Annotated in this window: 12 protein-coding genes and 6 pseudogenes; 11 read left to right on the top strand and 7 right to left on the bottom strand. The window is 70.7% G+C overall.

From position 1 onward, the window contains the following. Positions 1 to 125: 125 nt before the first annotated feature. Positions 126 to 1,697 (top strand): annotated as a pseudogene (locus AB0I51_RS22440) (FAD-dependent oxidoreductase). A gap of 55 nt (positions 1,698 to 1,752) precedes the next feature. Continuing rightward, positions 1,753 to 2,619, top strand: a complete 867-nt coding sequence (locus tag AB0I51_RS22435) for a TetR/AcrR family transcriptional regulator (protein WP_362977728.1) — start codon at positions 1,753 to 1,755, stop codon at positions 2,617 to 2,619. Positions 2,620 to 2,748: 129 nt separating this feature from the next. On the opposite strand, the gene AB0I51_RS22430 is transcribed toward AB0I51_RS22435, so the two are convergent. The 3 genes from AB0I51_RS22430 to AB0I51_RS22420 form a co-directional block, all read right to left on the bottom strand. After that, positions 2,749 to 3,564 (bottom strand): SAM-dependent methyltransferase, encoded by an 816-nt coding sequence (locus AB0I51_RS22430; protein ID WP_362977726.1) that lies wholly within the window; start codon positions 3,562 to 3,564, stop codon positions 2,749 to 2,751. Between the two features lie 191 nt (positions 3,565 to 3,755). Further along, positions 3,756 to 4,439, bottom strand: a complete 684-nt coding sequence (locus AB0I51_RS22425; RefSeq protein ID WP_362977724.1) for a hypothetical protein — start codon at positions 4,437 to 4,439, stop codon at positions 3,756 to 3,758. Beyond that, on the bottom strand, positions 4,436 to 4,987 hold the full coding sequence (locus tag AB0I51_RS22420; protein WP_362977722.1) for a SigE family RNA polymerase sigma factor: 552 nt from the start codon (positions 4,985 to 4,987) through the stop codon (positions 4,436 to 4,438). Before AB0I51_RS22420 ends, AB0I51_RS22425 begins: the two co-directional genes overlap by 4 nt. Before the next feature lie 1,375 nt (positions 4,988 to 6,362). Here AB0I51_RS22420 and AB0I51_RS22415 point away from each other — a divergent pair. Both AB0I51_RS22415 and AB0I51_RS22410 read left to right on the top strand, forming a co-directional pair. Then, a pseudogene (locus AB0I51_RS22415) lies at positions 6,363 to 7,265 on the top strand (serine hydrolase). A gap of 981 nt (positions 7,266 to 8,246) precedes the next feature. After that, entirely contained in the window at positions 8,247 to 9,032 is a 786-nt protein-coding gene (locus AB0I51_RS22410) for a hypothetical protein (RefSeq protein ID WP_362977720.1), read from the top strand. Here the strand turns inward: AB0I51_RS22410 and AB0I51_RS22405 are convergent. Next, positions 8,999 to 9,229 (bottom strand): annotated as a pseudogene (locus AB0I51_RS22405) (hypothetical protein); the annotation flags it as partial. The gene AB0I51_RS22410 and the pseudogene AB0I51_RS22405 sit on opposite strands and share 34 nt — an antisense overlap. A 74-nt stretch (positions 9,230 to 9,303) precedes the next feature. Beyond that, positions 9,304 to 9,384 (bottom strand): annotated as a pseudogene (locus AB0I51_RS22400) (IS630 family transposase); the annotation flags it as partial. A gap of 625 nt (positions 9,385 to 10,009) precedes the next feature. Between AB0I51_RS22400 and AB0I51_RS22395 the strand changes: the two are divergent. From AB0I51_RS22395 to AB0I51_RS22375, 5 genes and pseudogenes are all read left to right on the top strand, one after another. After that, the gene (locus AB0I51_RS22395; protein ID WP_362977718.1) at positions 10,010 to 10,384 is read left to right on the top strand and encodes a hypothetical protein; all 375 of its coding nucleotides are present in this window, start codon (positions 10,010 to 10,012) and stop codon (positions 10,382 to 10,384) included. 206 nt (positions 10,385 to 10,590) lie between these two features. Then, positions 10,591 to 10,950 (top strand): metalloregulator ArsR/SmtB family transcription factor, encoded by a 360-nt coding sequence (locus AB0I51_RS22390; RefSeq protein ID WP_362977716.1) that lies wholly within the window; start codon positions 10,591 to 10,593, stop codon positions 10,948 to 10,950. A 195-nt stretch (positions 10,951 to 11,145) separates the two neighbouring features. Next, entirely contained in the window at positions 11,146 to 13,887 is a 2,742-nt protein-coding gene (locus tag AB0I51_RS22385) for an AAA family ATPase (protein ID WP_362977714.1), read from the top strand. Positions 13,888 to 14,033: 146 nt separating this feature from the next. Beyond that, positions 14,034 to 15,083, top strand: a complete 1,050-nt coding sequence (locus AB0I51_RS22380) for a hypothetical protein (protein ID WP_362977712.1) — start codon at positions 14,034 to 14,036, stop codon at positions 15,081 to 15,083. Positions 15,084 to 15,277: 194 nt separating this feature from the next. After that, positions 15,278 to 16,192: pseudogene (locus AB0I51_RS22375) on the top strand (hypothetical protein); the annotation flags it as partial. 142 nt (positions 16,193 to 16,334) lie between these two features. Here the strand turns inward: AB0I51_RS22375 and AB0I51_RS22370 are convergent. Together AB0I51_RS22370 and AB0I51_RS22365 are read right to left on the bottom strand one after the other, a co-directional pair. Further along, a complete protein-coding gene (locus AB0I51_RS22370) occupies positions 16,335 to 19,352 on the bottom strand; it encodes a glycosyl hydrolase (RefSeq protein ID WP_362977710.1) in 3,018 nt (1,005 codons plus the stop codon). Positions 19,353 to 19,745: 393 nt separating this feature from the next. Then, complete coding sequence (locus AB0I51_RS22365) at positions 19,746 to 20,687, bottom strand: RIO1 family regulatory kinase/ATPase (protein WP_362977708.1); 942 nt, start codon at positions 20,685 to 20,687, stop codon at positions 19,746 to 19,748. 529 nt (positions 20,688 to 21,216) lie between these two features. Between AB0I51_RS22365 and AB0I51_RS22360 the strand changes: the two are divergent. Continuing rightward, positions 21,217 to 21,526: pseudogene (locus AB0I51_RS22360) on the top strand (dihydropteroate synthase); the annotation flags it as partial. A 136-nt stretch (positions 21,527 to 21,662) separates the two neighbouring features. Then, the coding region (locus AB0I51_RS22355; protein ID WP_362978006.1) for a LysR family transcriptional regulator at positions 21,663 to 21,747 on the top strand (85 nt) is incomplete at its 3' end.

Raw genomic sequence — 21,747 nt, 5'->3', positions numbered from 1 at the left:
GGACGAAGGCGAGCACCACCACTGCCGGGGCCTGGAAGCCGACGTATCCGACGACGAGGGCCGGCGTGGCGGTGAGGCTGTAGGCGGGCGCCGCGGACGCCACGGCGAGGATCAGGCTGGTGGCCATGGAGAGCGCGCCGGAGCGCAGGCTCCTGTCCGTCCGGGCCTCGCGCACTTGGAGTTGCGAATCTGAGGTCATTGTCACTCCCGATCTACTGCTCTACGGGTGCCGACAAGAAAACGCAATGACTGATTGGCGAGTCGGACCGGCTGTGGCGGGAGGTGCTGTCAAGGCTTCGATCACAATTTTGTGGAGTCTATTGACTAGTGAGTCAATGTTGCGGGGCGGTAGTCGGCGTGACTCCACTCGAAACTTCTGCCGTGACCACCGAGGTCGTGGTCGTGGGCGCCGGATACGCGGGGCTCACCACCGCGTGGGCTGCCGTGTGTTCAGCCAGGTGAGCCCGTCAGGCGTGCGCATCGACCACGGAGGACAGTGGACCGGGCCGAGCCAGCGACGGTACCGCGCGCTCGCGGACCGGTTCGGCTGCCGCACGTTCCCGACCTGGGAGACCGGCCGACAGGTCGGGATCAGCGCCGACGGCACCCGCGTCGACTACGAGGGCGGCGCACCGGACACCGGACCGGGCATCGAGGAGTACGAACGCGTAACCGCCCTGCTCGACGATCTCGCCCACACCGTCGACCTCGAACTGCCTTGGTCCACCCCGCGGTTCGCGGAGTTCGACGCGCTGTCGGCCGAGGACTTCTTCCGCGCGCAGACCGACGACGCGGACGCCCTCCAGCGCCTGGCGCTCGCGATCCAGGGCGTCTGGTGCGCCGAACCGCGCGAGATCTCCTTCTTCCACGTGCTCTTCTACCTGGCCTCGGGCGGCGGCTACGAACAGCTGATGGAGACCCGCGGCTGCGCCCAGGACGCCCGGTTCTCCGACGGGGCGGACGCCGTGGCCCACGCGCTCGCGAAGTCGCTGGGCGGACGGGCCCGGCTCGGCGAACCGGTCCTCTCCCCGGACCGGACCGCGCACGGCGTGGAGGCGTACACCGGCCGCGCCGTCGTCCGCGCGCGGCGAGCCGTCGTCGCCGTGCCGCCGGCGGCGATCGAACGGATCGCATTCCACCCGGTACTCCCCGTCGGCCGGCGCGGCTGGGTGCGCCACTCGCCGATGGGACGGGTGGCCAAGGTGCACGCCGTCTGCGAGGAACCCTTCTGGCGTACGGCGGGACGCTCCGGCATCGCGACGCTCCACGGCGACAGCCCGGTCGGCGTCGTCTTCGACAACTCCCCGGAGGACGCCTCGCGCGGTGTGCTCGTCGCCTTCGTCTACGGCGACCGGCTCGACCGCTGGTCCGCCGGAACCGACACCGAGCGCCGCCACGAGGTGCTGGCCGCACTGTCCGCGGTGGCCGGACCCCGGGCCGGACAGCCCGTCGACTACGTCGAGAGGATCTGGCCCCGGAAGGGCTGGACCGTCGGAGGCTACGAGTGCTTCGTGACCCCGGGCGGCTGGACCCGGCACGGCAGGGACGGCTGACGGGAGCCGTCCGGGCTCGTGCACTGGGCGGGGACCGAGACCGCCTCGGTGTGGAACGGCTACATCGACGGGGCGATCTCCTTGGGCGAGCGGGCCGCGGCCGAGGTGATCGGCGCCCTGGCGACCGTCGTCCACCCGGGGTGAACGGCTGTGCCCGAAATCCAGGGTGAATCCCCTTGCCTGACATACTGACCGGGTTATGACCAGCACCGAAGAGCGGCCGGCCGCGACCGCCGCCGATCTGCCGGAACGCGTCCGTACGGCGATCCGGGCCGCCGCCGTCTCCCAGCGCGAACTCGCCCACCGGATCGGCATGGACCCGACCGCTCTGTCCAAGGCGCTGCGCGGGACGCGCCGGCTGCGGGACGAGGAGATCGCCGCCATCGCGAAGGCGTGCGGGGTCTCCACCGCGTATCTCGTCGAGGGAACCGGTCCGGAACCCGTACTCCCGCCCGACACCGGGCGGGACCGGGCGCAGCCGGTGACGGCACAGGAACGCCGGGACCAGATCCTGGAGGCCGCGACCGTCCTCATCGCCCGCCGCGGTTACCACAACGTGCGCGTCTCGGACATCGCCCGCTACTGCGGGACCAGCACGGCGACGGTGCACTACCACTTCCCCGGCAAGGAAGCCACGCTGCACGCGGCGCTGGAGTACTACGCCCAGCGGTTCCGCACCCGGCTCGACGAGGAGTTCGGCCGGGCGACCTCCGCGCGGGACAAACTGCGCCGCCTGATCGAGGTCCAACTCCCGCTCACCGCCGACGACATCGACGAGTGGTCGGTATGGATCCAGTTCTGGAACCAGGCGATGCTGGAGCCCGGGCTGCGGCCCGCGCAGCGGCGGATCTACTCGGGCTGGTACCGGGTCGTGGTGGACCTGCTGCACGAGTGCCGGTCTGAAGACCTGTCACCGGAGGCCGACATCGGAGCCCTCGCCGACCGGTTCACCGCGATGGTCGACGGCCTGGCGATGCAGATCCTCGCCGGCTCGACCGGGATGCGGCCGGACCGCATGCGCTCACTCCTGCTGCGGGCCTTCGAACCGCACCTCGACCTGACCTGACCGATCGGCTTGGGGTACCGACTGCCGTCCGGCTTTCCGAGCCGCCGGGGGAACCGGCCCGGCACGAACCGGGTACCGGCGCCCCCGCCGACATCGATCTGTACGGCCTTCGGAGTCAGCCTCGGGGTGTCACGGCTTCCGGGCGAGGCCGCCGTGCTCGCCGATCTGTACCGGAGCCGGGGAGGCGGACTCCGGGCGCCAGAGGGGGACCGAGACCACACCGGGATCCACCAGTTCCAGGCCGTCGAAGTACGCCGTGATCTCGTCGACGGTGCGCAGGTTGTAGGGGACGGCACCGCTCTCGTTGTAGGCGTCCTGGGCCTGCTCGAAGACCGGGTCGATGCCCCGCGAACCGTCGTTGATGGAGAGGTAACTGCCGGACGGCAGCGCCTCCATGAGCCGGGTGACAATGGAGCGCGCCTGGTCATGGGTGGCGACATGGCCAAGGATGTTGCTGAGGATGAGCGCGGTGGGCCGGCTGAGGTCCAGCGTCTTGGCGGCTTCCGCCAGGATGCGGTCGGGGTCCGTCACGTTGGCGTCCACGTAGGCCGTCACCCCCTCCGGCGTGGAGTAGAGCAGGGCGTGGGCGTGCGCGAGGACCATCGGGTCGTTGTCGACGTAGACGATCCGGGCCTCGGGGGCGATCCGCTGGGCGACCTGATGGGTGTTGTCAGCGGTCGGCAGGCCGGTGCCGACGTCCAGGAACTGCCGGATGCCCGCCTCGGAGACCAGGTACGTGATGTTGCGGCGCAGGAAGGCGCGGCTGCTGCGGGCGATGGTGACGATGCCGGGGAAGACGGCGGTGTACGCGTCGCCGGCCTCCTCGTCGACGGGGTAGTTGTCCTTGCCGCCCAGCCAGTAGTTCCAGATCCGGGCCGAGTGCGGCACCGATGTGTCGATCTTCTGCTGTGCAGCCGGTCCGGGCGTCATTGCTTGGTCTGGCATGGGTAGCGTTCGTCCTTCGGCTGAGGTGTGCGGTGTCCGCCGCTCAACCTACGTCCCAACGGTACGGCCGCGTAAGCCAGTTCGTCTCTCCGGAGCATTCGAGTACTGGTCCGCGTGCATCACGAGCCGCCCACCCGCGGTTACTCGACCATCCGCGTCGGGTACTGCCGCGGGCCACAGGGCTTGCCGGCTCACCTGTGGGCTCCCAGACGGAGGGCCAGGCTGTGGGCGGATTCGCTGGTGAGCCCACCGACGACGGCGAAGCGGCCTTCGGTGAGAGGGGCGGCTACATAGGCCGTGTCCCGGATCTTGCCGTCGATGACGACGGCCAGTTCGTTGCGCGGGGCCGGGGCCGTGGCGATGGTGCCGGTGAGGTCGGCGAGGCGGGTCCGGTCCGCGGAGCTCAGGGTCAGTACGACCTCCCACTCGCCGGCGCTGCTGCGGGCCTTCGCGGAGACGGCTCGGACGTCGGTCATCCCGCCTGCCCGGTCGACCTGGACGCAGGACGCGGGGCCGATCGAGGGCAGGCGCAAGGTGTAGCCGTCGCTGCCGGCGGCACAGGCGTGCTCCGTGACGGACGTGACCGGCAGGATGGAGAGCCTGGCCGCCTGCTCGGCGTTCCCGACGCCTCCTACGGCGGGCTGCACCGGGTGCGCGCCCCAGGTCGCGCCGTCCGCGACGGCGATCCCGGCGGTGGCGATCGCGGCGACGGCGATGACTCCGGCCCCGGCGCGGGTCAGCCGCTGCCGCCGCCGGGCGACCCGCAACGCGTCGTCTGCCAGGGCGACCAGGTAAGGACCGGCGGCGGCGTCGCCGCTCTCTTGGACATGGGCGTGCAGGGCATGGCGCAGGGGGTGTTCGGCCGACTCGTTCATGCGACGGTGCTCCTTCCGGAGGCAGGGGACGGGGAGGGAGCAGCCGCCGGTCCCGCCTCGGCGAAGGCGGAGCGGAGGGCGGTCAGGGCCTTGTGGGTCTGGCTGCGGACCGTGCCTTGGGCGATGCCCAGGATCTCGGCGATCTCGGGGTCCGACAGGTCCTCGAAGTAGCGCAGCACGATCACCGCGCGCTGACGCTTGGGCAGACGTCGTAGAGCGGCCATGATGTCCTGCCGCTGGACCACGGTGTCGGCCCAGTCGGCGGCCTGCGCGGGCGGCTCGGGCAGAGTGTCGGTGACGGTCTCCTTGCCCCAACTGAGCAGTCGGAAGCGGTCTATCTGGGCGTGGTAGATCGCCCGGCGCACATAGGTCTCCGGCTGCTGCCGGTCGCGCAGTCGCGACCAGCGCCGGGCGGTGGACGCGAGCGCGGTCTGGACCAGGTCGCGGCCCTGCTCCCAGTCCCCGGTCAGCAGGTAGGCCGTCTGCAGCAGCGATTTCGACCGTGCCGCCACGAACTCGCGGAACTCGCGCTCATCGTCGGCGTTCAAAGTGCCCTCCCTTGTTCCCCCGTAAAGACGTGCACGGAAGGGGGTTCTACTGCCTTGCCGGTCAGACTTTTTTCGAGCAAGGGTCTGCCGAAGTCGGTGCGCAGTGGATTGCCGGTCCCGGATCACGGAAACACGTGCAGCGGAACAGCGACTCCGCCGTGGGCTCATACGGATTGGGGCAGAAGTGGCAGCCCCACGCGCGAGGCAGGCAGGGGGATTCCTGACAAGCTCGGGGAGACGGACTGCGCGGTGGCTGGTTCGGCGGGCGGGTCCCCGGACACGTGGCCGGCGCCCGGTGTGCAGGGCAGGGCAGGGCCGGGATCGCGGTTTTCCTTGTGCTGATGATCGATTCTGTCGTGAGCGGCTTCTTCATCCCCTGTCCCTGCCCCAGCCGATCGTGCTGGTGGCGCAACTGCTCCCGGCAGCGGGGTTCCTGGGGTACCTCATGGTCCGGAACACCGGTGTGCTTCTCCTCGCCGCGACCATCGCCTCACTGGGCAGCGGGCCTTCTGGTCCTCCGCCTTCACGCTGATCAGCGATTTGTCCGACCGTCAGCCGGGTCGGCACTGCCGCGAGCGACGGTTCGGCATCATCGTCGCGGGCGTGGCCCTGGTCGGGCTGAACACGGCGTTCGCCTTGGGCGACCTCATGCTCAGCATGGCCTCCCACCGTTCGTCGACCGTCGGACTCCGTCCGCGACCTGGGCGATCGGTCCGCTGCGCGCCATGAATACGGTGGTCCAAGCTGTGCTCCAGACGCAGGTCGTCCGCCTGATTCGCCCGCTGCCCCGGCACGTCTCGCTGTGCCCGGCCGGTGTCTTGTGGGCCTTGGGGGCGTGCCCGACGGCCGGTTCGCTCTGGTTGCCGCGAGGTTTGTGGGTCCCGTGTCCCGCCGTGGCCGTGTGCTATTCAGCGGCTCAGCTCATGCATTCTCCGGTGTCGAACGCGTTGTCCGCCGATGCCGCGCCTGCTGACCTCCGCGGGCGGCACATGGCCGTCTTCCAGTACTCCTTCGCGATCACGACAGTCGTAGCCCCACTGCTGTTCTCCGCTCTGTCCGAGGTGTCGAGCGCGGCCCCATGGTTCGTCCTCGCGGCGCTCGCACTCCTGACGATTCCAGGCATGCCGGCCCTTGCTCCCCGTCTGCCGCAGTCCGCGCCGACGAGTAGCCGAAGGTCCTGAGAGGCCGAGGGGGAGGCGGTAGTCCGAAGCAGTGCTGGTGGGGGCGCTAGCCCGATCCCGGGCGGTCCGCGAGTTGTGGCTATCCTCACAAATCGTGCCTATAGGTATCTTTCGTGGCACTGGTCACGTCACGGAACGGCCGCCTCGTCTACGTTCGCAGCTCTGTGCCCCCGCCCCCGAACCGCCGAGGCTCCATGTCGTACCGACCGAATCCCCGACAGACCACGCCGACCGCGAGTACGCTCGGCCGACGCGGCAGGCATGTCGGCCTCCGCGCGGCGCTCCTCACCGGCGCTGTGTCCACCCTTCTCGCGGCCGCCGCGGCCGGTCCCGCCGCGGCTGCCGTCACCGGGACGCCAACGAGCTCCGGAGCGGGCACCGCGCGGACGACCGCGACGGGTGCGGCACGCGTGACGACCGCGGTGCTGGACCTGGACCACCCCGCCTCGGAGCCTCAGGTGCGCGGAAAGGACGTCCCCTACGACACGGCCAGCATCATCAAGGTCGACATCCTCGCCACGCTGCTCCTCCAGGCCCAGGACGCCGGACGCGGTCTCACCCAGCAGGAACGCACACGGGCCACGGCGATGATCGAGAACAGCGACAACGACGCGGCGAACGCACTCTGGCGCGGGATCGGCCAGGCACCCGGCCTGGAGGCGGCGGACAAGCGTCTCGGTCTCTCCTCGACCGTGGGCGGAGCCGGTGGCTTGTGGGGACTCACGCAGACCACGGCGACCGACCAGATCCGGCTGCTGCAGGCGGTCTTCGCCGACGGCGGAACCTCGTCCGCGAGCGGCTCCGCGCTGACCGAGGCGTCCCGGACCTACATCCGTACGCTGATGACCCGCATCGCCGCCGGACAGTCATAGGGCGTCTCCGCGGCCTCCGATTCGGGATGGGCGCTCAAGAACGGCTGGTTGCAACGCAGCACCACCGGTCTGTGGGACATCAACAGCGTCGGAGAGGTCACCTCGGGAACGCACCACTACCTCGTCGCGGTCCTCTCCGCCGGCAACGCGTCGATGGCAGGCGGCATCACGGCGGTCGAACGCGCGGCCCGCACGGCGGTCTCCTCGACACGGGCGGCCGGCTGACGGCCCGGGCCAAGAGGGGCGGACACGGCACGCGGGCCTCCCGGTTCCAGCGGGCTCCGGGTGTCGTGACAGGTCGGCAGGGGCATGCACGGTTCGGCTGGTGCTGTGACCGCGTAGGTTCGCCGGGTTGGTAGTCGTGGCTTGGATGTGCGGTGACGTCCGTTCCGATCACTGGAGGCGCGGTGGTGGAGGACCTCCTCGACGACGACGCCTTCCTCCCGGTCCTCGTCAAGCTGCCGTCGGGCACGAAGGCCACGAAGATCCCGGACAACTGCCAGCCGCCGCCCACGGACGACGGGTCGGAGCCCGGCCCCCGGATGGGCCGGTCCTCCTACCAGTGCTACTTCGGCGACCCTGCCCCGGGGACAGGCACGTCCTGTCGTTCACCGTCGCCATCGGCCCCCGTACTCCGGCCGTCTCCACGGGCCAGGTCCGCACGCTGGAGGTCATGAAGGGGCTCGACCCCGACGCCTCCACCGGCAGCGCGGCGCTGACCCTGCGGCTGGCGCAGGGCGGCTCCGCGGCCGGAGCGTCCGGCTCCGTTTCGGGCGGCCCTTCCGCAGGGTCCGGACCGCTGGCCGACACCGGATTCGGCGGCGGCTGGATCGCCTGGGCGGCCGGCGCGCTGCTGATGGCTGGGTGGTACGGCCCCGGCGCTCTCCCGACGGTCCCGCGGTGGGAACTGACACGTCGTCCGGGTGCCAGAACCGGTGCAGGGTGCATTGCCCGTTTTCTACGGAGGGCCGGCGGTGGTGTGTACCACCGCCGCCGGCCCGCGACTGCGAAACCCTCCCGGCCCGCTCTGCCGCGATGATCTACCTTGCGATGATCGCCCTGAGGACCCGCCGCCCGCTTCGAACCCCGCGAAACGTGAGTTTTGCGTCATGGCCGACGGGCAACTTCACCTGGGAGCATGATTGTCCATCGGGCGGACGGGGGGAAAGCGGGATGGCCACTGCGCACAGACGGGTTCGTGCGGCCATGATCGTTGCGGCGGTGCTGGCGGCCGCCGGCTGTTCCGGCGGGGGCGGTGACGACGCCGCTTCCAGCCCCTCCGCGACGACGACCGCGGCGGCCCCGGCCACCGCCCCTTCGACGGCCTCGCCCACCCCTGCGGTCAAACCGTCGGACGTCTACCCCACGAACGCGGCCGGCTGCCATCCGAACGCGAAGTGGAGTACGGCGAAGGCGGTGGACTGGGTCGACTGGGGGCAGGTCGGCACGCCCGCCCTGGGCCCGGGAGAGGTCCGGTTCCCCAAGTCCATGCCCGGCTTCGACGGGCCCCTGTGCGACCGGGTGACCGTCCAGGTCCAGTACTGGCGTGTCAACTACCGCCCGTCCAGCGCCACGTCGGCCGCCGATCCGCTTTCGAGGGAGGTGAACTACGACTACGCCCTGCAGTCCCTCAAGCGCACCGAACTGCACATCGACGGCCGCAAGGTCCACGACGTGAAGCCGCCGAAGGGCTTCGCCTCGGCCAAGGCCGGCCCCTGCGACGGCTTCCTGGAGGCGATCTACGTCGGCACACCGCTCAAGAACCGCGAACTGCCGACCAAGATCAGCACGGGCAACACGATCGTCGGCGACGACGTCACCTTCCCGACCAAGCGCGTGGTCGATTACCACGTGTTCGCGCCCTCCGCGCCCCAGCTCTGCGACGACAACGGCATCCCCACGGCGTCCCCCGCACCGTCCGGCTACCCGTCGTCCGGCTTCGGGCTGTCCACGCCGTCCTACCCCGCCTTCGACCTCACCCCGAAGAGCTGAGCGGCCGGGGGCTGCGCCAGCACGCGCGCCAGCGCGAAGCCGTCGTGGCCCTTGCTGCCCACCGTCTGCAGCGCCGTGCCGGTCAACATCGCGTGGCTGCCGATCAGTTCGATCACGGCCCGGCTGCCCACCACGTCCGGCGAGGTGCTGTGGGCGTCGGCGACCTGGCCCTGCCGTACGACGTTGTCGACCACGACTCGTCGAACGCGAAGACGCGGTCGGGGAAGGCGCCAGGACGTACTCGATGCGGTCGAGCTTGGCGTTGCGGTCCGGGTGACCCCTTCCAGGTCTTGGTGGGCTGGAAGGTGACGCCGCGACGGGCGAGCAGGCACGGTAACGCCTCGCGGCCGATCCAACCGCCGGAACCGTCAGCCCGGTGAACCTATGTGGTCAGAGCTAGCCGCAGGCCGGGACCGGCGCAGGTGCTTGCGGATCTCGGCCGGGCGGGGGAGACGGTGTGGCGTTGCCCGGTAGCCAGTCGTGGGTGATCCCGTGCGCGCCCAAGGGCGGAGAGTACACCGCCGCCCATCGGCGGGTGGCGGCCATGCGGGCCGGTCGGGCCTTTCGGCGGTGACTGCCTCGGACACTGCTCTCGCGACGCTGCGCACGCCGGCGCGGTCCAGTCGCCCGTCTCCCGCGTTCTCAGCCGCACCTTGCCGGAGAAGACCGGCTCCAGCCCCCGGCGGACGCGCCGGCCGCGGCGCAGGCGTGCCCCCGGAGCAGCGACACATCAAGGTCCCTCCAAGCTCGCGGGTCGCCCGATCGCGGCACGCGGCCCGTACCGGGGATCCGTCAACTTTCGTACCGGGCACGGCAGTTCCGGTCCATCAACAGATCCTGTCGCGCCGTTGTTCGATCGTCTGGAGTCGGTCTCGAACAGACTGTCCGCGGGGGAGGGCCGCGTGCGTACGGTCCGGACGGAGAGGCGGTCGGCAGCGCCGGTCCGCCGCAGTCAACGGAACGCAAGGGGAGGCATCGTGGCGAGTGTCGAAGTGTCGCTGAAAGAGATGATGGCCGGCATCGAGGGGGCGATGGGGGCAGCGGTCGTCGACTACACCAGCGGCATGGCGCTGGGCACGCTGGGCGGCAGCAAGACCCTGGACCTGACGGTCGCCGCGGCCGGCAACACGGATGTGATCCGGGCCAAGGTGCGCACCATGGAACAGCTGGGCCTCAAGGGCCAGATCGAGGACATCCTGATCACGCTGGACAGCCAGTACCACCTGATCCGGCTGATCACCGGACGTGACGGCAACGGCCTGTTCCTGTACCTCGTGCTCGACAAGGCCCGCTCGAACCTGGCCATGGCCCGCCACCAACTCAAACGCGTGGAGGCACAGATCGAGATCTAGCCCGTCCCGGCATGCGGGAATCACGTACGCCCATGATGTGAAGACTTCTTCAACTCGCCATATCTGTATGGTCGCAATGTGCGGTTGTGCGGGGACCGAGACGTGAAGGATCGGCTTCCGAGGGCGGCCTGCGATGTGGCGGCACTCTCGGGTACCGCCACATCCCGGCGGCTGCAGTCGAACAACCCGGCAAGGAGCGAGCATCCATGCAGGTCCCCCTCTACCAGGTCAAGGCAGACTTCTTCCGCATGCTCGGCCACCCCGTGCGCATCAGGGTCCTGGAACTCCTCCAGCACGGTCCGGTGTCCGTGCGGGACCTGCTCGCCGACATCGAGATCGAACCCTCCAGCCTGTCGCAGCAACTGGCCGTCCTGCGACGCTCCGGGATCGTCGTCTCCACGCGGGAGGGCTCCACCGTCCGCTACGAACTCGCCGGCGGAGACGTCGCCGATCTCCTGCGTGCCGCGCGCCGTATCCTCACCGAACTCCTCACCGGCCAGAACCAGATCCTCGCCGAACTCCAACAGGCGGACGCCCCTCCGCAACCGCTGCCCGCACCCCGGTGACGTCGGGAGGGCGACGGGCGGGAGAACGGCGGTGAGGCTGGCCGAACTCACCCATTCGGCAGGCCTGTTGGGCTCAGGGAGTCCGGCACCTGGACTGCCCGCGCCTTCCTGAGGACGATGCTCGCAGGGGGCGGCCGAGAGGGGTGAGCCGAGGTGGACCATACGGGTCCCACTGTTGGGCCAGGGCCGGAGGGCGTGTTCGTCGGACGCGCGGAGAGCCTCGCGCTGCTGGCCGGCGCCCTGAAGCGGGCACGGGCCGGCGTCCCCGTACGTGTTCTCGTCGAGGGCCCGGCGGGGATCGGCAAGACCGCCCTCGTACGTCACTTCCTGGGCGGTGCCGGGCAGGTGCTGCGGGCCGCCGGAGAGGAGGCCGAGTCCGAACTGGCCTTCGGCGTGCTGGCACAGTTGCTGCGGCCCCGGATCCGCTGGACGGACGCCTCGGCGGCCGGGGCGGAACTGCTGGAGGCGTGGGACGAGGCACAGGAGACGGACCAGGAGCCCGAGGGAGCGGCCGAACCGGTCGTCGTGGTGGTGGACGACGCCCAGTGGGCGGACCACGCGTCTCTCCAGGCGCTCACCTTCGCCGTACGGCGGCTGCGGGCCGACCGGGTGCTGGTGCTGGTGGTCGTGCGGGACATCGACGACGCGCGACTGCCGGACGGACTGCGGCGGTGCTTCACCGCTGACGACGTCGTGCGGGTCCGGCTGGACGGGCTCGCGCCCACCGAACTGCGGCGACTGGGAACCGAGTTGGGCACAACCGCGCTGACGGCCAGGGCCGCCGACCGGCTGTACGCGCACACCGGGGGCAACCCCCTCCACGTCAGGGCCCTGCTGGAGCAGGAGGGCCCCGGGCTGCTGGAGGCGCTGGCGCGGACCGATGTCGCGCCGCCCGTACCCAAGTCGTTCACCGCGCTGGTGCTGGCCCGGTTCGATGCGATCGCCGCGCCGACCGAGGCCCTGGTCTGCGCGGCGGCGGTGCTCGGCGCGCACTGCGGGCTCGCCGAAGCATGGACGGTGGCCGACGAGAACCCGCGAAGAGCCGCCGACGGCGGTGATGCTCTTGCAGCTCTCGAAGAGGCAGTGCGCGCAGGCTTGTTGGCCGAGGCGGCCGGTGATCCGGACATCCGGTTCCCGCACCCCCTCGTGCACGCCGCCGTGTACCACTGGCTCGGTCCCGCGCGCAGAGCCGCGCTGCATCTGCGGGCCGCCGCCGTCGTCACGGACGAGGCGCAGCGATTACGGCACCGGGCGCTCGCGGCGGTCGGCCCCGACGAGGAGCTGGTCGCCGAACTGGCCTCGCTGGGGCGGAAGTTCGCCGCCGAGGGCGCCTGGGCCGGCGCGGCGGGACAACTTGAGGCGGCAGCCCGGCTGAGCGCGGACGCCGAGGTCCGGGAGCGGTGCTGGCTCGAAGCCGTGGAGTGCCGACTGCTCGCGGGGGACGTACCGGACGTGGGCGAAGTTGCCGAACGGATACGGCAGTTCGCGCCCGGCGGATGGCGCAGCTACCTGCTGGGGCGGCTCAGCCTGTTCGACGTGGGGCGCGCCGAGGCACTGCTCACGGATGCCTGGCACCGCTGCGACCCGCAGGCCGAGCCTCTGCTGGGGGCGCGGATCGCGGGGCAGTTCGCCGCACTGCACGGCAGCATGTCGCACGGAGCCGAGATGGCCGAATGGGCGGATCTGGCCCTGCGTCTCGCGCCGGACGACACCGCCACCGACATGATCCGCTACCTGCGCCTGATCGGACTCGCGATGAGCGGACGGGCCGCGGACACCCTGGCGGAGCTCGGCCCGCTGCCCGATCCGGTCCTCGCGTCCCCCGCGCAGCTGGAGCACCTCCTGGGCCGTGGGAACCTGCGCCCGTTCGTCGGCGATCTCACCGGCGCCGTAAGGGACTTGAGCGGGGTGTTCGGCGCCTGTCGCGGGCGGGCCGCCTCCTTCCGGGTGGTCGCCGCGACAGGGCTCGCCTCCGCCGAATATCGCGTGGGGCGCTGGGACGACGCACTCGTCCACACCGAGTTCGCCCTGTCGCTCGCCGCCGACACCGATCAGCCGCACATCGCCCTGCACAGCAGGACACTGGCAGCCCAACTGTGCGCGGCACGCGGCGAGTTCACCAAGGCGCAGGCACACGCGTGCGTGGTTCGCGCCTACGCCGGAGGCAATCATGTGAGTCCGGCGCTGGCGGCAGCGCTCGCCGAGGGGTATCTGGCCCGCGCCCAGGGCGATCCGGAGGGCGTCGCCGTGGCCCTCGATCCGCTGCTCGCCCTCGGCCCGCGCGGCTCCCTCGAAGAGCCCGGAACCGTGCCGTGGGCCGACCTTCTCTCCGACGCGTGGTCCGCCCTCGGCGAGGAGAAGCGCGCCGCAGGGATACTCGCCCCGTACGAAGTGCTGGCCGCCCGGCGCGGTCATCACGAGGCGCTGCTCGTCGCCGCCCGCGCCCGCGGCACGCTGGAGGCCGCGCGTGGCGACACCGAAGCCGCCGAACGCGCCTTCCGGCTGGGCCTCAGGCACTCCGCCCATGTCGAGGCCCCCTTCGACCGGGCCCTGCTGCACCTCGCCTACGGCGGTTTTCTGCGGCGAACGGGAAAGCGCACCGTGGCGGGCGAGCAGTTGCAGAGCGCCCGCGACCTCCTCGTACCCCTGCAGGCGAAGCCCGATCTGGAGCGCTGCGACAGGGAGTTGGCCGCGTGCGGGCTGCGCCCCGCCGCCGGGCACGAGCGGCCGCCGGACCTGGCGGGGCTCACCCCGCAGGAGCGTGCCGTCGCCCGCCTGGTGGCGTCCGGGCTGACCAACCGGCAGGTGGCGCGCGAACTCGTCATCAGCGTCAAGACCGTCGAGTACCACCTGGGCCGGATCTTCCCGAAGCTGGGCGTGGACTCCCGCACCCGTCTCGCGGCCCGGCTGGCCGGCGCGCCCGAACCCCGCTCCTAGGGATACCCCCGGTGCCGTACCCGGGGTGCCGGGTCCGGCGCGCGCCGTAGCGTCGGTGGAACTTCGCACCTCGTGAGCCCGAGGGCCGTGGCGGAGGAATGCGAAGGAATCCCAACCACACGAAATCAACCGGGGGATCGACTGTCATGGCCGACAACACCAGCCAGATAGTGACCGACATACCGAACGCCAAAGTGAAGGCGGTGGCCGAACGGGTCGTTGCAGAGCTGAGGCTCGCCGCCGAGAAGGTCGCCGCGCACCACGCCGAGCCCGCCAGGTATCCGATGCCCGAGGACAAGGGCGCCGCGGAACACCTGCTGGCCCAGCGCTTCGACCGGCTGTCCGACGACAAGAAGAAGCGGGCGGCGGACTCGGTCGTCGCCGACCTCAAGGACGTGGCGGGCCGGGCCCGACGCCTGGGCGACCTGGCCCGGGTCGACCTGCGCTCGCCGGCCTCGGTCGACGCGCAGATCCAGCGGATGCCCTTCCCCGAGCGGTTGAAGTTCCCGGCCGACGAACTGAAGAAGCTGCCGTTCCTCCTCCCCGAGGAACCGCAGGCCGGCCCGGGGGCGGCGGCCGTACCGTCCGCGCTGCACAAGCTGGAACTGCGCATCCACAGTGTGAAGTGCCTGGCAGAGACGTCGGAACTGGGCTCCGACGAGATCTCTCTCGCAGGGACCAGCGTGGACGAGAGCGGCGACGCCCTGAAGATCAGCCCGTTCGACGTGCGCAGTTTCGACGACGGAGACGTCAAGACGTACGCGCCGCCGAAGCAGTTCCACTGGTTCAACCTCGACGAGGGAGGCACCACTTACCCGAAGTCGTACTTCGTCACGCTGGTGCTCGCGGAGATCGACTTCGGCGGGCTAGCCACCTACGTCGACCGGCTGCTCGACATGGTCAGGACGAAGGTGGCCGCCTATCTCGCCGCTGCCGTCGGCGGGGCGATCGGCGCCTCGGGCGGAGTGCTCGGCGTCCTCATCGGCATGGCGGTCGGCGCTGCCGTCGGCTGGGCCTTCGACGAACTCAAGGGCATCGTCGAGGACGACGTGTTCGCGCCCGTGACCCTCAGCACCATCATCCCGGCACTGACCGGCCGCTGGGACGGCAAGCCAGAAACGGCGGCGGCATCCGCCGACTACCGCGGCTTCGGCGGGCACTACCGCGTGACGTACACCTGGCGCATGTTCAACTGAGCGGTGCGCTGCGGCGACCGGCCGCCGCACAGCGCCGGTCCGGACCCGGCCCGGCGCGGTGCCGGTCGGACGGGACGTCTCGCGTGGAGCAGGCGAACACTATGAACGCAATGATCGACTGGTAGTCCCCGAGTGGGGCGGTTCCCAGCATCACCGTTCGCAGGGCAAATTCGCACAGCGAACCCACAGGAGCCGCTCACGACGGCGCGCTGCTCACGAGCGGCGTCCTCGGCGGCGGTTCGCGCGGCTACGACTACCGCGTCGACCTGCGGGTGGTCTACCAGTACTACTGCCACAACCACCCCCGCCCGAGCGAACCGCAGTACCCGCTGTGGCAGGGGCTGCGCGCGGACTCCACCATGACGAGCGCCGGACTCCGCGCCCGCCTTCAGGAGCGCACCGGATTCGCCTCCGCCCCCGCGGAGCGGACCGCGCTGCGACAGCGCCACCTCGACGACATCCTCGCCGTCACCCGCACTCCGGAGCGCTCGCTGGAGTCACATCTGCGGTTCGCGACCTTCACGTTCCGGGACATCGTGTCGACCCGGCTCGGCGGCCGTAACCCCTTCAGCAACCGGGGCGTGTGGTACTCGGGTTCGCACGACGACAAGGCGCTCATCGCGGGCGTCGAACGGTTCTCTGCCGACCCCACCGCGCGCCGCGACCTCTCCTACGGCAGCGACCTGACCGGCAAGGTCTCCATCCCCGTCCTCAATCTGCACGCGATCGACGACCCGATCGCCTTCGTCGAGCAGGAGGCGGCCTACCGCGCCACTCTCCAGGGGGCCGGCCGGGGCGGCAACCTCGTCCAGACCTTCACGACCGAGGCCGAGCACAGCGCGCTGAGCGACTCCGAGTACGCCGACTCGATTGCCGCGCTGGACACTTGGGTGCGTCATGGACGCAAGCCGACCCCACGCTCGATCGCGGCTGCCTGCGCGGACTTCGACCGAACGTACGGCAGCGGCTGCTTCTACGCCCCGGCCTACCACCCCGCGCCGTACGCCGCCCGGATCCGACCCCGGCCGGGCGGGCTCGCCTGGCCCGCCATGACTGCGAAGCAGGAGCGGGCGTGGAGCCGGATCGACGGCGTGGGGATCGCTCCCTGACCCCCGATCGCACGAGATTTCCCGCGCCGGGCCCGGCGTCGTGGACGCCGTGGGCTTCTCCCCGGCAGCCGTCTGTTTCCACGACGGCTGCCGGGAGCCGCGCCGCCGGGGTCAGCGCAGTCGGCGGCGTCCGCGCCGGGGATCAGGCCACCGTCCGCTGCACGTACGGCGTCAGCCGGACCGGCCCGACCAGACCGTAGTTCTGCCTCGCGGACGTGCCGAACACTGCGGCGTTGCTGACCCGAAGCCGGTTGAACAGCGGGGTGGCCACCTCGATCTCGATGTTGTTGGCGCCGCGGTGCAGCTGTCCGCCGAGGTCCACCACGGGGTTGAGCCGGTCGACGGGGTCGAGCCGTGTCCCGTTGACGGTGACACGGCAGGTGTCGCTGACACTGCCCAGCTCCAGCAGGGCTCCCGTGCCGGAGGTCCAGGTGTCCGGCAGCGTGAGCGTCGTGCGGTAGCGGCCGATGCCGCCCACGTCGGCCAGTTCGGGGAGCTGCGACCACGGCAGCAGGGCGTCGAGCGTGAGGGTGTGCGTGACGATCGTGGTGGTGGTCGTGGTGTTGCCGGGCTGCCAGTCGTCGACGGAGAGCGTCCACTGGTCGAGGGTGACCGGCGCCGGGACCTCGGGGATCTTCGTGGTGACCTTGCGGCCGTTCGACAGGGTGGTGGTGCGGGTCCCGGCCGTGAAGGCGCGTACAGCCAGTGATCCGTCCGCGAAGAGTGCACTGTCCGCGTCGGTGGCGACCGCGTGCGGACGGCTGCCGCAGCGGTCGCCGAACAGCCCCGGGGCGCTCAGCGCCACGACGAGGGTCTCGCCCGGCTGGAGCGTCACCCGGAAGGTGAACACGTCGCCGTCCTGGGCGTATTGGGCGAGGCGGCTGACCCGTCCGCTCCACGGGTCCAGCAGGTAGGGGACGGCACCGGAGGCATTGCGGTGGGTGGCGCGCAGCGTGACGTCGTGGTCGATGAGGGCGACGGCCGGTTTGACGGTTTCGGCGTGCTTGCCGTTGCACAGGTAGTAGAAGTCGGCGTCGTCGGTGACCCGGTGGGCGTTCAGCAGGGTCGACGGCACGGAGTGGACGGCGTCGGAGGTCACGCCGAGTTCCGCGAACGCCGCGCCGACCAGGGTCTTGTCGGTGATCCGGCGGACGTTCGGCAGGGCGAGCAACTGGGCTGTGAGGGAACGGAGTTCGGCCTGCTCCCCGTTGTCGGGGAGACCCGGGGTGAGCGCCTGGTCGAAGGCGCCGAGGAGCACGGTGGGCAGACCGGCGCGCGCGAACTTCAGGAGTCTGCGGGCGTCGGCGACGGCGAGCGTGGGGTTGGAGCCGTAGAAGAAGTCGCCTTCCAGGAACAGGGCCTTGTAGGCGGGTCCGTCGGGTGCCAGGCGCTGGCCGGAGACTCTGGCCGTGGGCAGGTCGAGCAGTGGTCCGCTCAGGAACTGGTGGGTCCAGCCGAGCGGAATGCCCGTCGAGGTCAGCCAGGACGCCCCGATGCCGGTCGCCGTGTAGCCGGTCTGCCGGAAGACGGCGATGTCGACGCGGGCGGTGCCCGATTGGAGCACCTCGTGGACGCGGCCGAGATAGGCGGCGATGTCGGGCACGTGGCGCCAGGTCGGCTGCCGCGGCCCCCATGACTCGCCGTATCCCGGGGCCCCGCTGTACGGGCTGAACGCGGCGAAGCCGGGCCAGCCGACGCCCGGTGCGGTGGCGTAGGAGAAGCCGTGGATCACGGTCTGGTTGACACCCGCCGCGTACGCGCCGCCCATGGTGCGCAGGAACTTGTCCCACGTGGTGTTGTAGGCGCCGCCCGCGTACGCGCCCGCCTCGCAGGACAGGACGCGGCTTCCGGCCATGTCACGTCCGCCGGCCAGACAGCGGTAGTCGTCGAGGTTCTTGAAACCGAGTGACTCGCCCTCGGGGACGTCGAGGACGGCCGCCGAGGCGATGGCGTCGGTCTGGAGGCCGTACGGCTGGGAGCGGAGCTTCATGCCGTGGCCGTGTGCCCATGACTTGAGCGCACCGAGGTGGTGCTCGTTGAACAGGCCGGAGACGGTCTCCCAGAAGTCGTGCCGGATCTCCTGGGTGAGCAGGGCCTCGAACGCGAAGACCTGGTTGCCGTTGTCGAGGACGACGGCCGGCAGATACGGCAGCAGGTCGCGCCCGGTGTGTTCGCGGAAGGCGGCGGGCAGGTCCGGCGTCCACTGCAACCCCTTCGTCTCCAGCTCCACGGAGTCCTCGAAAAAGGTGCCGCCCGCCGATCCGAGGAGTGCGCGGAGGGTGGAGTCGAGGATCGTGGAGTCCCAGTAGCGGGTGACGGCCGCGGTCCCGGCCGCGCTGAAGTGGTCGACGACGTACGCGGCGGGCGAGGAGTGCGGTCCCGCCTCAGGCTGCTGGCCCGAGCCGCGCTGCCAGTACGACAGGATCACCCAGGTCCCCGAGTCGGGCGGGGTCCAGCTCAGATTGCCGCCCGAGACCCGGTCGGTCAGATCGGTGACGCTGTCGGCGTCCAGGCCGGTCGCCTTGCCGCTGGAGTAGGCGGTGTTGACGCGGGCGGCCTGTACGGCGAAGAGCTTCTGCACGGTGACACCGGAGGCGGCCGGGTGGACGGACGCCGGTACCGGACCGTCGTAGGGCGCGCCGCCGGTCAACGCGGCCTTGCCGTAGGCGAGTTCCTTCACCGCGGCGTCGTCGTCGGGAGTCACTCCCGGTACGGCGACGGGCCAGCTCGGGCCAAGGGTGAGGTCGATGGTCAGCCCGCGGCGCGCGGCCTGCCGCAGCGCGGCCTTCACACCGTCGCGCCAGGCCGCGCTTCCCCACCCGTGGTGGGCGGTGTCCAGCACGGAGGCGTCGGTGATGCTGTGGTGGACGGCCGCGATCTCCGCGCCGCCGAATCCCGCGTCGGCCATCCGGTCGATCTCCCGTGCGATCTCCGCCGGGTCCACCAGGCCGTCCGGCCACCACCAACGGAACCTGGGCCGGACCGACGTGGCCGGTTGGGCGAACCAACTCGGCGTGGGCGCATCTGCGTTGGAGCGTGCCGCCTCGGAGGCTGCGGCGCCCGCCGCCGGACCGAGTGCCGCGAGCACGCCCGTCGTCAGACCGGCCGTCAGTACCGACCGACGCGTCGTGCCGCCGCGCTGCGGGTGGGTCTCGTGCATGGTTCTTCAGCCCCAACTGGTCACGGGTGAGCAGATATTGGATGGTGAATCGTTTCAATCACCGCAAGTGCCGGAACCGTATTTCCCCCTCCGAACTGAGGTCAAGAGAAACGACAACGATTCAAGGCGCGAGAAGTGGGCGCGGGTGCAGCGGTAGGTTCCGTCTGAGCGCGAACGACGGTTGACGCCCGCTGCTCATACCGCACCCGCGTCCCGCCCCCGGCCTCTTCGCTGCGGCGGCCAGCCCGGGCTGCCGGGCGACAACGACTCCGCCATCGGCGGTGCCTGCTCGATCTGCCGGATGCCGGCATGTCCCGAAGCCGAACCGGCCGATCAGGGCAAGCCGTGACCATCGCGCAGGTGCGGAGAAGGCCGGCAGGTCGCCCGGTTCGGTCAGAAGGCGTGCGCCATCAGTTCCGCGAACAGCTCGTGCTCGTCGACATCGAGGCCCCGTGAGCGGAACCAGCCGCAGATGTTGGCGCAGTCGCGCTCGAGAAAGGTCATCCCGTTGAGGTTGCCGACCAGGTCGACGATCTGTGGCAGGTCGATGATCACCAGCCGCTCGCCCGCCGCCAGGATGTTGTACGCCGAGAGGTCACCGTGCACGAGACCGTTCTGCACCATGGTCGCGAGCGCGTCGGTGAGCTGCTCGAAGTACGACGCCAGCAGCTCGGGTGCGGGCCGGGTCTGGGCGAGCCGGGGTGCGGTCTGGGCGGTGCCGTCCTCGGCGGCGACGGTGATCCATTCCATCAGGATCTCGGTGCCGTCGATCTGGACGGGGTAGGGAACCGGCAGTCCGAGATTCCAGAACCGCACCAGCGCGCCCCACTCGGACACCGCCCACTCGCCGGCCGCGACCTGCCTGCCGAAGGTGCTCTTGCGTTTGACGGCCCGCTCGTCACGTGAGCGTTTCATCGAGCGGCCCTCGGTGTAGGACGCGGCGCGGTGGAAGGACCGGTGTTCGGGGGAGCGGTACCGCTTGGCCGCCATCACCACGCCGGCGTCGGGCGCGAGCGGGTCGGCGCGCTCGACCAGGTGGACGTCGGCCTCCTTGCCGGTCTTGAGGACGCCGAGATCGGTGTCGATCGCGCCCTGCGAGGTCACCACCCAGTCCGGGAGCGGCTCGGGTCCTCGGCAGAGGGGTTCGACGCTGAGCCAGGTCGACCAGCGCCGGCCGTCGGCGAGGTCGTCGTCGTAGACACGGAAGTCGAAGACGAACCGGTCGTCGACATCGCCCAGTCCGTCCGGCGGCGGGACGGATCGGCGGGCGTCGGTGCTGAAGTCGTCAGGAAACGCCGGGAGTTGAGAGTGCTGCGGGAGATCGTCGTGAGACATCGCTGGAGGTGCTCCATGAAGTGGGTGAGAGGTGGTCTGCGGGCAGGCCGAGGACAGTCGTGGTCACGGTCGTGCCTCCTCTCGTGGAGCACCGGGCAGCTCCCGGTGGCTCGCCCATGGTGCAGGGTGGGCACGGGAAGCGGCAACCGAATAAAGCGGGCCCGAGTCGAGCGTCTCCAGCCGTGTTCGGGCGAGGTGGCCGCTCGTTGCCGGCCGGACTCGCGGTGGCCGAGCGGGGCGGCAGATCGGGGGCTCTGCCGGGGGCGAGGCGTCGCACGGTCGGGTGGTCGAGTGGTTCACCCGTGGGAGAGCGTGCCGACGATCGCGAAGACAGTCACCCGCAGGCACTAGAGCGATTTAGCTTTCCTCTGTAACCTGACGACCTAATCGATTTAGGATTCCTTTCTCGCGGCGGGACGCGGGATCAAGGAGGTTGTCACCGATGCCAACCATGCAGGACGTCTACGCCGGGCGGGCGGGAACGCGCACCGAACTCGAAGGGCTGCCCCGGCCCGGCCGATGCCTGGTCATGGGGATCCTCAACGTCACGCCCGACTCGTTCTCCGACGGGGCCCGTACGCCGACCCCCGGCGCGCCATCGACCGGGGACTGGGGCTCGCGGCTCAGGGCGCGGACATCGTGGACGTGGGCGGCGAATCCATCCGTCCGGGGGCGCACCCCGTCGGACTGGAGGGCAACTCGCCCGGACCGTCCCGGTGGTGCGCGCACTTGCCCGGGCCGGCGTGTGCACGAGCATCGACACCCTGCACGCACCTGTGGCCCGGGCCGCCGTCGAGGCGGGTGCGCGTGTGGTCAACGACGTGAGCGGCGGTCTGGCCGGCGAGGCCATATGACGGTTACTGAATCGATCTAGTAACCGTAAACGTCACGCCGACCTGCCACGCCCGACCGCATCGCCCCATCTTCGACACGGCTCCGGAGGACGCCGGTGCCGTGGACGACCGGAGGAACGCCATGGACCGTCTGCTCCTCATGCGCAGTTTCGTCATCGTTGCCGACCTCGGCAGCTTCAACAGGGCCGCCAAGGCGCTGGGGTCGT

It is taken from the genome of Streptomyces sp. NPDC050549 (assembly GCF_040655035.1).
Classification (GTDB): domain Bacteria; phylum Actinomycetota; class Actinomycetes; order Streptomycetales; family Streptomycetaceae; genus Streptomyces.
The sequence above is the reverse complement of the archived record's forward strand: the minus strand, read 5'-3'. Positions and strand labels throughout refer to the sequence as shown.